Raw genomic sequence first — 14917 nt, 5'->3', positions numbered from 1 at the left:
GCCGGGCGTTCGGCATTCCGAAATGCTGTCAAACGTGATCTGGGTACGGGCTGCGAATGCTGAGCTGATTAGCGTAGAAGCATTCCGAATCGGAGCTTGGAGGCTCATGAACTCGTCTAGCACTGTTCCCGATGCACCGCCCACCGCCGCGGAACGGCGACGTTGGGCCAGATATCTGGTGGACGAACGCGCCGAAGCAGACGTCTATCGTCGTCTCGCGGGCCGCCGCGCCGGAGAAGAACGAGCGATCCTTCTCGCGCTGGCTGATGCTGAGGGCCGCCATGAAGCCCATTGGCTTGATCTCCTAGGCGGTGAACCGTCGCGCCTGCCTCGCCCCGGCATTCGCACTCAAACTCTCGGGTGGATGGCGTCGCGGTTCGGCTCGATCTTCGTGCTCGCGCTCGCTCAGAGCGCTGAAGAGCGCTCTCCGTACGACGATGACCCTCACGCGTCGGCGGCTATGGCCGCCGACGAGAAGGTGCACTATGAAGTCGTACGAGGTCTTGCCGCACGAGGACGACGCCGACTGTCGGGAAGTTTTCGTGCTGCCGTATTCGGAGCGAACGACGGGCTGGTCAGCAACCTGGCGCTGGTGATGGGCATCGGCGCGACGGGCGTTGCACCGCAGCTCGTGCTCTTCAGCGGCGTGGCGGGACTGCTAGCTGGTGCACTGTCAATGGGTGCGGGGGAGTACGTGTCGGTGCGGTCTCAACGGGAGCTGCTGGAAGCGACAGAACCCAGCGACTATGCCAACGCTACGCTGAACGATCTCGATCTCGATGCCAATGAACTCGCGCTCGTGTATCGCACGCGCGGAATGCCAGAAGACCAGGCGCTGGTGCGCGCCCGCGAAGCAGTCGCGAGCGCGCAGCAGGGAACGGCGCACCCAGGAGAGCCTTTGGCCGCACGTGATGACGACGATGTGGTCGGCAGCGCATGGCGCGCAGCGATCTCAAGCTTCTTGTTCTTCGCGTCAGGCGCGATTATCCCCGTTCTTCCGTGGATACTCGGGCTGTCGGGGCTCGCAGCCGTCGTGCTCGCACTCGTGCTGGTGGGAATTGCGCTCATGGCGACGGGCGCAGCTGTTGGCGTGCTGTCTGGCGCACCGCCGCTGCGGCGGGCGCTCAGACAACTGGCAATCGGCTACGGCGCAGCGGCCGTCACGTACGCGCTGGGCTTGGCATTCGGGGTCACGCTGGGCTGACACAGCGCGATCGATTCCCGCCTCGATTCGTTGTCTCTGCACCGACATGGTAATGTCGTTCCTCGGTTGCAAAACCGAAAAACACCACCTGCGCGGGTGGCGGAATAGGTAGACGCGCTAGCTTGAGGTGCTAGTGCCCGAAAGGGCGTGGGGGTTCAAGTCCCCCCTCGCGCACAGTACGAAGAAGGCCCCCGAAAGGGGGCCTTCTTCTGTTGGTGCCGCCACTTCGTGGCCGATAGACCTCTGCTTTTCGCGGTAAGTTTGTCGGCATGCCTCCTGCCGACAGTCCGCTTTCAGAGGTCGTCACGATCGCACGTGATCTGATCCGCATCGACACCACCAACCACGGCGGTGGACATGCCAAAGGCGAGCGGGAAGCCGCAGAATATGTCGGGGCGTACCTGGAGTCGATCGGGCTGACGCCGACGTACTTCGAACCGATCCCTCGACGCACCAATGTGATGACCCGCATCCCGGGTCGCAATCCAGACAAACCCGCTCTGGTGGTGCACGGACATTTGGATGTCGTTCCCGCCATTGCCGAAGACTGGAGCGTTGATCCGTTCGCGGGTGAGATTCGCGACGGCATGCTCTGGGGGCGTGGCGCCGTCGACATGAAGAACATGGACGCCATGATTCTGACGTCGGTGGCTGACATTCTGCGCAGCGGAGAGCAGCCCGAGCGCGACCTGATACTCACCTTCTTCGCAGACGAGGAAAACGGCGGGGTAGAGGGATCTGAACTCGTCGTCCGCGATCACCCGGAGTGGTTCGCGGGCGCCACGGAAGCGATCAGTGAAGTTGGCGGGTACTCGATCGCCGTCGGCGAGCGCCGGGCTTACCTGCTGCAGGTGGGGGAGAAGGCGCTCATCTGGATTCGGCTGGTGGCGCGCGGACGCGCCGCTCACGGCTCCAGCTACCACTTCGACAACGCGGTGACCGCCCTTGCGAAGGCCGTCGCAGCTCTCGGCAGCACCCAGTGGCCGGTGAGCTTGACCCCCGCGACCACCGAGATGCTCGCCCGCCTCGGCGAGCTCGCAGACATTGGTTCCACCGATCCCGATGCCATTGCGGCGACTGCGGGCACGGCTGCCGGATTCCTTCGGTCGAGTTTTCGCACCACCACGAACCCGACGGGGCTGACCGCTGGCTACAAGCACAACGTGATCCCAGACCGCGCCGAAGCCCTCATCGACGTGCGCGTACTGCCAGGCACAGAAGAAGCCGCGCTCGAGGACATCCGACGCATTGTGGGCGAGGGCATCGATGTCGAGATCGTGCACCAAGACATCGGACTTGAGGTTCCGTTTTCTGGCGACCTCGTCGGCGCCATGGTAGACGCGCTTGGCCGTCACGACCCCGGAGTGCCCGTGGTTCCGTACCTGCTGGGCGGCGGCACCGACAACAAGGCACTCGCAGGATTGGGCATCGAGGGCTACGGTTTCGCGCCGCTTCGGCTACCCGCGGGCTTCGACTTCACCGGAATGTTCCACGGGGTCGACGAACGAGTGCCACTCGATGCACTCGAGTTCGGCCAGTCCGTGCTCACCGATCTGTTGCGCACCTACTGACGAAATAGACTCTCGGATGCTCCCCCCGGCATCCTCCGCGAAAGGCGCCCATGCAACTCCTCGAAGCGATCATTCTCGGCTTCATGCAGGGACTCACCGAGTTTCTGCCGGTTTCTTCGAGCGCGCACCTACGCATTCTCGGAGAGTTTCTGCCGACCGCCCAGGACCCGGGCGCGGCCTTCACCGCCATTACTCAGATTGGCACCGAAGCGGCCGTCGTGCTGTTCTTCTGGCGCGACATCGTGCGCATCATCGGCCAATGGTTTCGGTCGCTTGTCGGCAAGGTGCCGCGTAGCGATCCCGATGCCCGCATGGGCTGGTTCATCATCGTCGGCAGCATCCCGATCGTCGTTCTGGGACTGATCTTTCAAGACCAGATCGAGACCACCTTCCGCTCACTGTGGATCGTCGCAGCGATGCTGATCTTCTTCGGCGTGCTGCTCGGAATCGCCGACCACGTGGGAGCCAAGAAGCGAAAGCTCAACGACCTCACCCTGGGCCATGGCGTGGTCTACGGGTTCGCGCAGTCACTCGCGCTCATCCCAGGAGTGTCACGCTCGGGCGGCACCATCACGGCGGGACTGTTCATGGGCTACGAGCGTGCCGCAGCCGCACGCTACGCCTTCTTGCTTGCGATTCCCGCGGTGTTCGGCAGCGGCTTTTATCAGCTGTTCAAGAGCTGGGACGAGCCGGGCGTGTTCACTCTCGCCGAGACGGCAGTGGCAACCGTTGTGGCATTCTTGGTTGCACTCGGAGTGATTGCGTTCTTCATGAAGTGGATCTCACGCCACAGCTTCTTGCCGTTTGTGATCTATCGCGTTGCGCTGGGAACCACTCTGATCGTGTTGCTCAGCCTAGGCCTGATCTCGGCCTAGTCACTCAGCGTCAGCGTCGCGGACGGGGCGGGTCGTCGCGCCCGGGCTTCGTCGGTCCGCCATCGCCGCCACGGCGCAGGTAGCGCTCGAACTCTTGCGCAATCGCGTCGCCTGATGCTTCGGGCGAATCCCAGGTGTCGCGCGTCTGCTCGAGTTGGTGGATGTACTCGGTCATCTCTTCGTCGTCTGCCGCAGCCGCATCGATGGATGCTTCCCAGGTAGCGGCGGCGGTGGGCAGATCGCCGCGCGGCAACGATGCACCCGTGAGATCTTCGAGGCGGTCAAGAAGCGCCAAGCTGGCTTTTGGAGATGGCGTGTGTCCGGCCACGTAGTGCGGAACGCTCGCCCACAGGCTCGCGGCGGGAATGCCTGCTTCGTTGGCTGCGTGTCCGAGCACGCTGAGAATGCCGACCGGTCCCTCGTAGGTGCTCTTCTCAAGATCGAGTGACGTTCTCAGCTGATCCGCGTCGCTTCCGGCGAACACTGAGATCGGCCGAGTGTGCGGAACATCCGACATCATCGAACCGAGCGAGACGAAACCGGTGATGTCTGCGGCGAGCGCAGCATCCATGAACTCACTGGCGAATGCCTTCCAAGCTCGGGCCGGCTCCACCCCGGTCAGCAGCCACAATTGCGTGCCGCGGGTAGTGCGCTTGGGCTTGAAAAGCGTAGCTTCGGGCCACACCAGCGAGCGGGTGCCATCGGCATCCATCGTCAGCTGGGGCCTGGTGTACTGGTAGTCGAAGTACAACTCCGGATCTACGCTGAAGACCGGCTCGTAGGTGCCAGCTTCGCGAAGATGGGTGATCGCCGACGACGCAGCTTCTCCGGCATCGTTCCATCCATCAAACGCAGCGACGAGTATTCGACGTCCCAATCCGTCCACGCGACCTCCTTCGACGCTCGGTAAGTTCCCTCCACAATAGGCCCGTGCACCGACGGGTAGCATTGCACGGTGAGTTCATCCCCGCTTTCTGCCGTCCTGTGGGACATGGACGGAACCCTTGTTGACACTGAGCCGTACTGGATGGCAGCCGAGACGCCGCTTATCGAGAAATTCGGCGGCACGTGGTCGCACGAACAGGCGCTCGCATGCGTGGGCCTCGGACTCGAAGATTCAGCGCGAATCTTTCAGACCGCTGGTGTGCGCTTGGCAGTGCACGAGATCACCGCGCACCTCACCGATGAGGTGATGCGCCAACTCGCTACCAAGGGTGTGCCGTTTCGCCCTGGCGCGCGCGAGCTGCTCGCCAGCCTGCGCGCTGCCGGAATCAAGACCGCCCTCGTGACGATGTCGCTGCGGCGTATGGCCGATACGGTCGTCGATCTCATCGATTTCGATGCGTTCGATGTGGTCGTTGCCGGTGACGAAGTCGCTCGGCCGAAACCCTTTCCCGATCCGTACCTGCAGGCGTGCGAAGCACTCGGGGTTGATGTTCACGACACCTTGGCGATCGAAGACTCGCCCAATGGGCTGCGCAGCGCCGTTGCATCTGGCGCCACGACGATCGGCGTTCCCCTCATGGTGCCGGTCGAAGGCGTCGGCGCCGACGCCATTTGGGCAACACTTGAAGGCCGCACCGCCCAAGATCTGGCATCCTTCCATGCCGATGTTCGTGCACGAAAGGATTCCTCTCGATGAATCAGCGACCCAGCGGACCGTTCCGCGTCGGTGACCGAGTGCAGCTGACCGGACCGAAGAACCGGCTGCACACCATCACGCTTCGTGAAGACGGCGAATTGCATACGCATCACGGCGTGCTCAAGCACATCGACCTCATCGGTCTCGACGACGGCTCGGTCGTCGCCAACAGCGGCGAGCACGAATACCTCGCACTGCGGCCGCTGCTGCGCGACTTCGTGATGTCGATGCCGCGTGGCGCTGCCATCATCTATCCGAAGGATGCTGCGCAGATCCTCGCCGAAGCAGACGTCTTCTCGGGTGCTGTCGTTGTAGAAGCTGGAGTGGGCTCGGGCGCACTATCGCTGTGGTTGCTGCGTGCGATCGGCTCCGAGGGAAAGCTGCATTCCTTTGAACGCCGTGACGATTTCGCCGAGGTCGCGCAGGCCAACGTTGAGACATTTATGGGCGAAGTCCCCGACAACTGGCAGGTCACTGTTGGCGACCTGGTCGACGCGCTGCCCGAAACCGTTGAGCCAGCTTCGGTTGATCGTGTGATCCTCGACATGCTCGCGCCGTGGGAGTGCATTGACGTGGTCGCTGATGCGCTCACGCCCGGCGGGGTAGTGCTCTGCTACGTCGCAACTGCAACCCAGCTCAGTCGCGTCGCCGAGTTCATTCGCGGCACCGGCCTGTTCACCGAACCCGAAGCGAACGAGACCATGGTGCGCGGTTGGCACGTTGAAGGCCTCGCGGTTCGTCCCGACCACCGCATGATCGCGCACACCGGCTTTCTGATCTGGGCGCGCAGGCTAGCCCCTGGTGCGGTGCCACCCGAAGTCAAGCGTCGCGCCTCGAAGTCGAGCTACGGCGACGAGGACGTCGAAATGTGGACTCCCGGGGCCGTGGGTGACCGCCAGATCACCGACAAGAACCTGCGCAAACGGGTACGGGAGGCGCAGAAGGCAGCGCAAGGCGCGCGCATTGCAGCGGCATCAGCCGAGCCGCACACTCCCGCGACAGACGAGATTGATCCGTCCGCCTAGACTGTTGCGGTGCGTAAGTTCCCTGTTGCCCTCACCGTTGCCGGAGTTGCTCTCGTCTCACTGACGGGATGCACCGCATCGACGTCCGCTGATTGCGTCCCCGCGTCGGGGACAGAAGATCTCGATCTAATCAGCGTGAGCGGCGCAGTCGGCGCGGTTCCCGTCGTCGATGTCTATACGCCGTTCTATGTCGACGAGACATCGTCGCGCGAAGACGTCACGGGCGAAGGCACGCCCATCACCACAACCTCGCAGCTGGTTGTCGTCGATGTGGCGCTCTTCAGTGGCCAAACCGGTGAGCCCCTGTTGGCTACTCCCTACGACGGCGACCTTTCGAGGGCATACACCGTTGACCGCTGGAGTGAGCAGTTCTCGGCGTTCGATGAAGCGCTGATGTGCGCGACCGAGGGCTCCCGCGTCACCATCGCAATGGCTCCCGGCGACTTCGATGCGGCATCGCTTGCGAGCGTGGGCGTCGAGGCAGACGACTCAGTGATCGGCGTCGTCGACGTGCGCAAGGTGTACCTGCCGGCGGCCGACGGTGACGACCAGTTCAACGCGGCCAACGGGCTGCCGACTGTCGTGCGCGCGCCCGATGGGCGCCCGGGAATCATCGTGCCCGACAGCGCAGCCCCTGAGGAACTTGTCGTCGAGACCCTCAAAGAAGGCAGCGGCGAGGTCGTCACGGGTGACCAAGCCGTTCGCGTGCACTACACCGGGGTGACCTGGGATGGCCGTGAGGTCTTCGACACCACATGGGATACCGAACCGGCGTCGATGACTCTTGATTCGGTGGTGCCAGGGTTTGCGGCTGCGCTCGAAGGTCAGACTGTCGGCTCGCAGGTTCTCGCGGTGATTCCACCCGACCAGGGCTACGGTGATCAGGTGCAGGGCGACATTCCGGCTGGCTCGACCCTGGTGTTCGTGATTGACATCGTTGGTCTCGACGAAGCTCCACTCTCTTAGCGAGGCACCGACGGTCGGCCCCACGAGCGACTTAGGATGTGGGAGTGCCTGACAACTCAGCGAATGCGGGTCCGCCCGAAGAGCGACTGCTCAACCTCGTAGTCGCGCTCATGGCGACTGAGCAGGGACTGACGAAAGACACGATCCTGACTTCGGTCGCCGGCTATCGCGAACTGCGTGATGCAGGATCGTCCAAAGCGGCGTTGGAGAAGAGCTTCGAGCGCGACAAGCTGAACCTGCGCCAACTCGGTGTTCCCATAGAAACGCTGGGCGAGAGCAGCGACCCTGACGATCTGCGGTCTGCCCGCTATCGCATTGCGATTGGTGAGTACTCGCTTCCCGAGGACATCGAATTCACTCCCGCAGAAGTAGCGCTGCTGAACCTTGCTGGCGGTGTGTGGGGTGAGGGGTCGATGACGGATGCTGCGCGCAGCGGGTTGCGCAAGATCCGTGCGCTCGGCATCGAGGTAGACGAGCCGATCATTGGATTCTCGCCGCGCATCAGCATCCGCGAACCATCGTTCGTGCCGCTTGAGCGGGCCATAGACCTCTGCAAGGCTGTCACTTTTGCGTACCTGAAACCGGGCGAGCGTGCCGCGCGTACGCGTCGGCTGCAGCCGCTGGCGCTCGTCGAATATGAAGCCCGCTGGCACGTCTACGGAATAGACCTTGATGCGAAGGCCGAGCGCACCTTCTTGCTCTCGCGGGTGGTCGGCGATGTGGCCATTACTCGACAATCGTTTGGTCGTGAGTTACGCGACGGGGCCGGAGAACGCGCGATCGCAGGGCTCGAAGCAGTCGCGGCGCGAAACTCCGCGCTGCTCGAAGTACACCCCGGCACCGAAGCAGCGCTCCGGCTGGCGCGACGGGCAATTCATCCCCAGCCGCTTGAGCAAGGCATTCGTGTGCCGTTCGTCGACATCCATATCTTTGCCGATGAGATCGCCTCCTACGGCCCTGAAGTGCGTGTTGTCGAACCGGCTGAACTGCGGGAACAGGTCATTCAGCGCCTGGTCGCAGCGCGAGACCTGCACGGAGTTGCATCATGAGCGAACCTCGTCCGATGGTTGCTACCGACCGAGCGGCCCTCATGCTGCAACTGGTGCCCTACCTCGTCGGCAAGGGCGAGGTATCTGTCGACGATGCTGCTCGGGAATTCGATGTCGCGCCCGAGACGATGCGCGCCATGGTCGAGAAGCTCACGGTGATCGGTCGCCCCGGCGACGGCGGCTTCTGGCAGATGCCAAACGACCTCTTTGACATCGACTGGACGCTGCTCGACGAGCAAGATCGCATCGCACTGACCAACACGGTCGGTCTCGAACGCAGCCCAAAGTTGACCGCACGCGAAGCTGCGGCTCTTCTTGCGGGGCTGCAGCTTGCGCGTTCGCTTCCGGGAATCGGCGACTCTGAGGTCTTCACCGGCTTGCTCGGCAAACTCGCGCGTGGTGTATCGGGAACCCCCGTTGACGTGATCGTTGCCCCCGGCCCCGTCGACGAGGTGCGCGATGTCGTTGCGGCTGCGCTTCGCGATCGAGTGGCGGTGTCATTCACCTATAAGGCGCCGGATGCTGAAGCCACCACCCGCACCGTCGACCCGACGAAAGTGCAGATCGCGAACGGTCAGTGGTATCTGCAGGGCTGGTGTCACCTTCGTGAAGCGATGCGTACTTTCCACTTGGAGCGCGTGAGCCATCTCGAGCTGACGAACATCTCCATCACCCACACCGGCGACTCGCCGCAGGCGTGGTTTGATCCGGCAGATGAGGATCTGACAGCCACCGTCCGCTTTTCCGATGACGTTGCGCCGCTGCTGGGCGACTACCTTGAACGAGCTCGTGTCGAGTCTTCGCGCGGCGTGAGCACCGCCACGATGCGGGTCGCGGACGAATTGAGCCTTCGCCGGCTGGCAACCCGTCGCGGGGGTGCCGTGGAGGTCGTGCGGCCGGAGGGCGCCCGCCGCGCCGCTGCCGAATGGGCCGAAGCCGGGCTCGATCAGTACTCCTAGCGAGTTTGCGGGGTTAGACTACCCACACCGTACTTCGCAATCCCCGGAAGGATTACACACATGGGAATCCAAGGCTGGCAGTGGCTCCTCATCCTCGCCGTGATCCTTCTGCTCTTTGGTGCAGCGAAGCTTCCCGCTCTCGCGAAGAGCATGGGGCAGTCCGCTCGAGTGTTCAAGGGCGAAATGAAGGCGATGAAGGACGAAGACAAGGCTGATGCTGAAGGCCCCGTCAACTCGGCTCCTGCCCCCTCGACTTCGAATACGGTGACTCCAAGCGAACCGTCTTCGAACACGGGCAGGACTCCCGACTCAACCCTGTAGCGCCTTCGTGGTGACCACTGAGCCGCCGCGCACGGGAGATTCAGACTCCCCGAAGCGCGACCGGCGGATGTCGCTGGGCGCTCATTTGGTGGAGCTGAAGCGACGATTGCTGATCGGCGCGATCGCGCTGGTCGTGGGAATGGTCGTCGCATTCATCGTGACGGACCCTGTGTTGCGCTTGATCACGGAGCCGATTCGAATCGTCGCAGAGAGCCGCGGCGAAGGTTCGGCTGTCGAGTTGGCGTTCAGCAGCGTGACGGCAGGATTCGATCTTCGACTGAGGATGTCGTTCGCGATCGGTCTGTTGCTTTCGGCTCCGGTGTGGATCTGGCAAGTGTGGGCGTACATCATGCCCGGTCTGACTCGCAAAGAGATTCGATACACCATCGGATTTGTGGGTGCCGCGGTTCCGCTCTTCTTCGCTGGCTGCGCCACCGGACTCTACGTGATGCCTAACATCGTGAGCCTGATGGCGACGTTTGTCCCCGAAGGGGCGGCCGCGTTCTATGACGCGATCTACTACTACGATTTTGTGTTCAAGCTGCTGTTGTTCGTCGGGGTTGCCTTCGTGCTGCCCGTGTTCCTAGTGGCGCTCAACTTGGCCGGAATCATCTCGGGACGTGCGATTCTTCAGGGCTGGCGCATCGCGATCATCATCGCGGTGGTATTCGCTTCTCTCGCCACGCCACCGGCAGACATTGCCACCACCTTGCTGCTGGCGGGCATCCTGACGATGCTCTTCTTCGCCGCGGCTGGCCTGTCGATGCTCTTTGACCGACGCAAAGCGAAACGCGATGCGGCATTTCTAGCTTCGGAGGCACCCGAGTGAGCGACCCCGGTCCTGCAGAGCGATACGCACGAGCGCGCGAGAGCGCCGAGCAGAACCGGATTCACGCGATCACGGCCGAGTTCGCTGCATCCCAAGAGTTTGAACTCGACGATTTTCAGATCGAAGGATGCCGCGCGCTTGAGGACGGCAAGAGCGTGTTGGTCGCTGCCCCCACGGGCGCGGGGAAGACGATCGTCGGAGAGTTCGCCATTCATCTGGCGATGCGTGAGCCGGGCGTGAAAGCGTTCTACACCACACCGATGAAAGCTCTTTCCAACCAGAAGTTTCGGGAGTTGCAGCAGGTTTATGGTGAGTCTGAGGTAGGCCTCCTCACCGGCGACACGAACATCAACGGCAATGCGCGGGTTGTTGTCATGACAACCGAAGTGCTGCGCAACATGCTGTACGCCGACTCACCAGCGTTGCGCGGCCTGCGCTACGTCGTCATGGACGAGGTCCACTACCTCGCCGACAGGTTCCGCGGCGCGGTATGGGAAGAAGTGATCATTCATCTTCCACCCGCAGTGCGGATGATCTCGCTTTCTGCGACGGTGTCGAACGCTGAAGAATTCGGCGACTGGCTCGACACCGTCCGCGGCGACACCGCCGTGATCGTGTCGGAGATTCGTCCGGTGCCGCTAGAACAGCACGTGCTCGTGCGAGGAGATCTGCTTCCGCTTTTCGATGACAGGGCCGGCATTGCAACCGCTCAGGTCAATCAAGAGCTCATGCGAATTCGCTCGTTCAAGGGCAACAACTACGAGAACAACCGACGCGCGCAATCGTCGAACAGTGCGCGACACGGCGGCTACCAGTCATCGCGGCGCCGAACAAAGCACGGCAACAAGCCGCCGGTGCGGCCCGCGAACGTGCCGCGCATGGAGCGTATTGACCGTCCCGAGGTGATAGCGCTCCTTGACCGCGCAAATCTTCTTCCTGCCATTTTCTTCATCTTTTCTCGTGTCGGTTGCGACGCTGCCGTTCAGCAGGTGCGCCGCTCGGGCCTGCGCCTAACGACGGCGGAGGAGCGCGCTGAGATTCGCGCGACCGTCGAGGAGCGCACTCGTGCCTTGCACGACGAAGACCTTGCTGTGCTCGGCTATTGGGATTGGCTGAGCAACCTCGAGAGGGGGGTGGCGTCACACCACGCTGGTCTGCTTCCCGCGTTCAAAGAAGTCGTTGAAGACCTGTACCGCCGCCGCCTTGTGAAGGTTGTCTTCGCAACCGAGACACTCGCGCTGGGCATCAACATGCCGGCGCGAACTGTTGTGCTCGAGAAGCTCGAGAAGTTCAACGGCGAAGCGCGCGTGGCGATCACCTCGGGGGAGTACACGCAGCTCACCGGACGTGCCGGACGGCGCGGCATCGATGTCGAAGGCCACGCGGTCATTCAGTGGGCGGAGGGGCTAGACCCGCAATCCGTCGCCGCCTTGGCTTCTCGCCGCACCTACCCGCTCAATTCCAGTTTTCGCCCGACATACAACATGGCCGTCAACCTCATCGATCAGTTCGGGCGGCCCCGCGCACGCGAGATTCTCGAATCATCGTTCGCGCAGTTCCAAGCAGACCGCGCGGTGGTGGGTTTGGCGCGCAAGGTGCGTGAGCAGGAAGAATCCCTCGCTGGCTATAAGAAGGCGATGAGTTGCGATCGCGGTGACTTCGCAGAATACTCCGGCATTCGCCGTGAGCTCAGTGATCTCGAGCGAACCAACCGGAAGGATGCGAACGCATCGCGTTCCACCCGAGATGCGCGCCAGAAGCAACTGGCTACGTTGCGGCGCCGCATGCAGAGACACCCCTGCCACCAATGCCCGGAGCGCGAAGATCACGCGCGCTGGGGTGAGCGCTACTGGCGCATGAAGCGTACTACCGACCAGCTTCGGCGCGAGATCGACAATCGCACCGGAACCGTGGCCCGAATCTTCGACCGTGTTGTCGACGTTTTGCACACCCTGCAGTATGTGAACATCGACGATGAGGGAGTCGTGAGCCTCACAGCTGCGGGACGCACGATGCGACGCATCTATGGCGAACGTGATCTGCTCGTGGCCGAGTCGATTCGCCAGGGTCTGTGGAACAAGCTCGACGCGCCGTCACTTGCTGCACTGGCGTGCAGTCTTGTTTACGAACCGCGCCGTGATGAGTCTGGTTCGGGGGAGCGGGCACTGCCGCGGGGCGCTTTCCGCGTGGCGTTGGCAGAGACTTTGACGCTATGGCAAGAGCTCGACGACCTCGAACAAGACCACAAGCTGCCGGGGTCCGAACCGCCAGCTGCGGGCCTTGCTCAGGCAATGTACTCGTGGGCGCGCGGCGGCATGCTCGATCGTGTGCTCTCGGAAGCAGACATGGCAGCGGGCGACTTCGTGCGCTGGTCTAAGCAGACGATAGACCTTCTCGACCAGCTCTCGCTCGTAGCCGACGCTCCGCTGGCCACGACTGCGCGCAAGGCCCTTGATGCGGTCCGCCGCGGCATAGTGGCGTACGGCACGGTCTGATGCACGTTCGTCCGATCTTGCCCCTTTGGGCAGCTGTCATCGTCGCTGCTCTCGCTGGCGGCGTGCTTGATCTCGCCTACCCGTCGCTGGGCTGGTGGCCGTTCGCCTTTGTTGGCGTCGGGCTGGTGCTCGTGACGCTCATCGGTAGGTCGGCGTGGGGGTCGGTACTTGTTGGATTCGTTTTCGGCGTCTCGTTCTACCTGATTCACATTGTGTGGATCACGCGCTATCTGGGTGTGGTTCCCTGGTTCGCCCTAACCGCTGTCGAGACCATCTTCATAGCTTTCGGGTCGATTCCGATCACCCTGGCCTATCGATGGCTGCCTCGGCTGTCATCATCACGCTGGGTGCACCTCATCGCGCTGCCCGCTCTCGTGGCGGGCCTGTGGACGGCACGAGAACTGTTTATGGGTGCGTGGCCCTACTCGGGCTTTCCGTGGGCACGAATTGGAATGAGCCAGTCTGAGAGCCCGCTCGCGCACATCACCTCGTGGGTGGGTGTCGCTGGGCTCACCTTCTTCATGGTTGCGTTCACCGCAGGTGTGATCGAGTGGATTCGGCTTGGGCAGTGGCGGCAGATTCGCACGGCCATACCAGCCGCGAGCCTTGGCCTGCTGATGCTGGTGCTGCCAGCATTTCCGACCACCCCAGCCGGCGACATGCGTGTCGGCAGCGTGCAGGGCAACGGACCATCGGGCTACTTCGATGAGCGCACCGCCAATGCGGTGCTCGGTGCGCAACTCGAAGCATCCGAGCCTCTGTTCGGTGAAGACATGGATGTGCTGCTCTGGCCAGAGGGCGGAATTGACTCCGACCCGTTGACGAACTCGTCAACGGCCTTCACGCTCGATGCCCTAGCCCGACAAGTGGATGCACCGCTGCTGGTGAACGCGGCGACCACACGCGGCGATGACACCTTCAATACCTCGATGCTGTGGATCGGCGGCGAGGGAGCGGTGCAACTGCACGACAAAGCGAACCCAGTGCCGATGGGGGAGTACGTGCCCGATCGATGGTTCTTCGAGCCGCTGGCACCTGATCTGGTTGGTTTGATTCAACGCGAGTACACGCCAGGCACCAATCCGCCGTTCTTCGATGTCAACGGCATTGGCGTCGGCTTGGCGATCTGCTTTGACGTGATCTACGACAGCGTCATCTGGGACGGTGCCCGAGATGGTGCGCAGCTTTACATGTTTCAGACGAACAACGCGGACTTTCGTGAGACTGACGAGAACCTCCAACAGCTCGCCTTCGCACGCATGCGAGCTATTGAAACGGGTCGCTCGGTGGTCAACCTGTCGACCGTCGGCACCAGTCAGGTGATCGCGCCTGACGGCTCCACGATCGACGGTATCGCTGCGGACGTCGCCGGTCATATGCTCACCGATGTGCCGCTGCGAACCGGTCTCACGCCAGCGGTCATCATCGGTCCTGCAGTTCAACTGGCGATCGGATTCGGCAGCGTGCTGGCCATCGTTTTGGTGGGCGTACGCGCCAAGATCGCTGCGCGCACGCGCGCCAAAACGCCGGCCCTCTAGGAGGACCGGCGTTTTGCGGATCGCGTCAGCTAGGCGCTGATCTTGGCGCTTGCGGGCTCACTTGTGCCGCGGCGCTCACGCAACAGGGCGAGGCGCTCTTCGAGCAACTCCTCGAGCTCTGGAAGCGTGCGACGCTCTAGCAGCATGTCCCAGTGGCTACGAGGCACCTTGTCGCCGGAATGGTCGACGGTGGCCGTCGTGTCGCCAACACGCAGGAGCGCCTCGGCGCCGCAGGTGCGGCATTCCCAGGCCTCGGGAACCTCTGCGTCAGCGGCAAAGGTCAGCGTGGAATCGTTTTTGCACGTCGTGCAGTGGTAGGTGTGCTGTGCGCGTTCATGGAACACGACGCCCTCTTCGCTCTGTAAGCTCTGGGCGCCGAGTCGGATGCCGCGAAGGCTGCGGTCTGCCATTGTGTGGTCCTCTCGTCGCTACCTATTAGGTAT

Annotated in this window: 14 protein-coding genes and 1 tRNA gene; 13 read left to right on the top strand and 2 right to left on the bottom strand. The window is 62.8% G+C overall.

From position 1 onward, the window contains the following. Positions 1-106: 106 nt before the first annotated feature. From SJY18_RS03290 to SJY18_RS03275, 4 genes are all read left to right on the top strand, one after another. Positions 107-1204 (top strand): VIT1/CCC1 family protein, encoded by a 1098-nt coding sequence (locus SJY18_RS03290; protein ID WP_396668373.1) that lies wholly within the window; start codon positions 107-109, stop codon positions 1202-1204. A gap of 90 nt (positions 1205-1294) precedes the next feature. After that, a tRNA-Leu gene (locus SJY18_RS03285) sits at positions 1295-1378 on the top strand. 95 nt (positions 1379-1473) lie between these two features. Beyond that, the gene (locus tag SJY18_RS03280; protein WP_396668372.1) at positions 1474-2775 is read left to right on the top strand and encodes a M20/M25/M40 family metallo-hydrolase; all 1302 of its coding nucleotides are present in this window, start codon (positions 1474-1476) and stop codon (positions 2773-2775) included. Between the two features lie 50 nt (positions 2776-2825). Further along, positions 2826-3650, top strand: coding sequence for an undecaprenyl-diphosphate phosphatase (locus tag SJY18_RS03275; RefSeq protein ID WP_396668371.1), 825 nt, complete (start codon positions 2826-2828; stop codon positions 3648-3650). Positions 3651-3660: 10 nt separating this feature from the next. Here SJY18_RS03275 and SJY18_RS03270 read toward each other — a convergent pair whose 3' ends face one another. After that, positions 3661-4536, bottom strand: a complete 876-nt coding sequence (locus SJY18_RS03270; protein ID WP_337337842.1) for a PAC2 family protein — start codon at positions 4534-4536, stop codon at positions 3661-3663. Between the two features lie 69 nt (positions 4537-4605). Here SJY18_RS03270 and SJY18_RS03265 point away from each other — a divergent pair, with 69 nt between their 5' ends. The 9 genes from SJY18_RS03265 (at position 4606) to lnt (ending at position 14474) form a co-directional block, all read left to right on the top strand. Next, entirely contained in the window at positions 4606-5292 is a 687-nt protein-coding gene (locus SJY18_RS03265; protein WP_396668370.1) for an HAD family hydrolase, read from the top strand. Then, positions 5289-6317, top strand: coding sequence for a tRNA (adenine-N1)-methyltransferase (locus tag SJY18_RS03260; RefSeq protein ID WP_396668369.1), 1029 nt, complete (start codon positions 5289-5291; stop codon positions 6315-6317). The genes SJY18_RS03265 and SJY18_RS03260 overlap by 4 nt, the downstream gene beginning before the upstream one ends. Before the next feature lie 9 nt (positions 6318-6326). Further along, entirely contained in the window at positions 6327-7283 is a 957-nt protein-coding gene (locus SJY18_RS03255; RefSeq protein ID WP_396668368.1) for an FKBP-type peptidyl-prolyl cis-trans isomerase, read from the top strand. Between the two features lie 110 nt (positions 7284-7393). Continuing rightward, the gene (locus SJY18_RS03250; RefSeq protein ID WP_396668874.1) at positions 7394-8332 is read left to right on the top strand and encodes a helix-turn-helix transcriptional regulator; all 939 of its coding nucleotides are present in this window, start codon (positions 7394-7396) and stop codon (positions 8330-8332) included. Further along, entirely contained in the window at positions 8329-9291 is a 963-nt protein-coding gene (locus SJY18_RS03245) for a helix-turn-helix transcriptional regulator (RefSeq protein ID WP_396668367.1), read from the top strand. The genes SJY18_RS03250 and SJY18_RS03245 overlap by 4 nt, the downstream gene beginning before the upstream one ends. 60 nt (positions 9292-9351) lie before the next feature. Beyond that, complete coding sequence (tatA, locus tag SJY18_RS03240; RefSeq protein ID WP_337337847.1) at positions 9352-9612, top strand: Sec-independent protein translocase subunit TatA; 261 nt, start codon at positions 9352-9354, stop codon at positions 9610-9612. 67 nt (positions 9613-9679) lie between these two features. Beyond that, positions 9680-10441, top strand: a complete 762-nt coding sequence (tatC, locus tag SJY18_RS03235) for a twin-arginine translocase subunit TatC (RefSeq protein WP_337338409.1) — start codon at positions 9680-9682, stop codon at positions 10439-10441. Next, positions 10438-12936 carry a DEAD/DEAH box helicase gene (locus SJY18_RS03230; RefSeq protein WP_396668366.1) on the top strand — a complete coding sequence of 833 codons (2499 nt, stop codon included), beginning with the start codon at positions 10438-10440 and terminating at the stop codon, positions 12934-12936. The genes tatC and SJY18_RS03230 overlap by 4 nt, the downstream gene beginning before the upstream one ends. Next, the gene (lnt, locus tag SJY18_RS03225) at positions 12936-14474 is read left to right on the top strand and encodes an apolipoprotein N-acyltransferase (protein ID WP_396668365.1); all 1539 of its coding nucleotides are present in this window, start codon (positions 12936-12938) and stop codon (positions 14472-14474) included. The genes SJY18_RS03230 and lnt overlap by 1 nt, the downstream gene beginning before the upstream one ends. Positions 14475-14503: 29 nt before the next feature. On the opposite strand, the gene SJY18_RS03220 is transcribed toward lnt, so the two are convergent. Further along, positions 14504-14884 carry an RNA polymerase-binding protein RbpA gene (locus tag SJY18_RS03220; protein WP_337337850.1) on the bottom strand — a complete coding sequence of 127 codons (381 nt, stop codon included), beginning with the start codon at positions 14882-14884 and terminating at the stop codon, positions 14504-14506. Positions 14885-14917: the final 33 nt, after the last annotated feature.

Source organism: Microbacterium sp. R86528 (assembly GCF_044596335.1).
Taxonomy (GTDB): Bacteria; Actinomycetota; Actinomycetes; order Actinomycetales; family Microbacteriaceae; genus Microbacterium; species Microbacterium marmarense.
This window is presented reverse-complemented; position numbering and strand designations above follow the sequence as displayed.

Excerpts from the sequence above, each read along its gene's own strand:
- SJY18_RS03290 (WP_396668373.1), top strand. The coding sequence starts at position 107 with ATGAACTCGTCTAGCACTGTTCCCGATGCACCGCCCACCGCCGCGGAA.
- SJY18_RS03280 (WP_396668372.1), top strand. The coding sequence starts at position 1,474 with ATGCCTCCTGCCGACAGTCCGCTTTCAGAGGTCGTCACGATCGCACGT.
- SJY18_RS03275 (WP_396668371.1), top strand. The coding sequence starts at position 2,826 with ATGCAACTCCTCGAAGCGATCATTCTCGGCTTCATGCAGGGACTCACC.
- SJY18_RS03260 (WP_396668369.1), top strand. The coding sequence starts at position 5,289 with ATGAATCAGCGACCCAGCGGACCGTTCCGCGTCGGTGACCGAGTGCAG.
- SJY18_RS03250 (WP_396668874.1), top strand. The coding sequence starts at position 7,394 with ATGGCGACTGAGCAGGGACTGACGAAAGACACGATCCTGACTTCGGTC.
- SJY18_RS03245 (WP_396668367.1), top strand. The coding sequence starts at position 8,329 with ATGAGCGAACCTCGTCCGATGGTTGCTACCGACCGAGCGGCCCTCATG.
- tatA (WP_337337847.1), top strand. The coding sequence starts at position 9,352 with ATGGGAATCCAAGGCTGGCAGTGGCTCCTCATCCTCGCCGTGATCCTT.
- tatC (WP_337338409.1), top strand. The coding sequence starts at position 9,680 with ATGTCGCTGGGCGCTCATTTGGTGGAGCTGAAGCGACGATTGCTGATC.
- lnt (WP_396668365.1), top strand. The coding sequence starts at position 12,936 with ATGCACGTTCGTCCGATCTTGCCCCTTTGGGCAGCTGTCATCGTCGCT.
- SJY18_RS03220 (WP_337337850.1), bottom strand. The coding sequence starts at position 14,884 with ATGGCAGACCGCAGCCTTCGCGGCATCCGACTCGGCGCCCAGAGCTTA.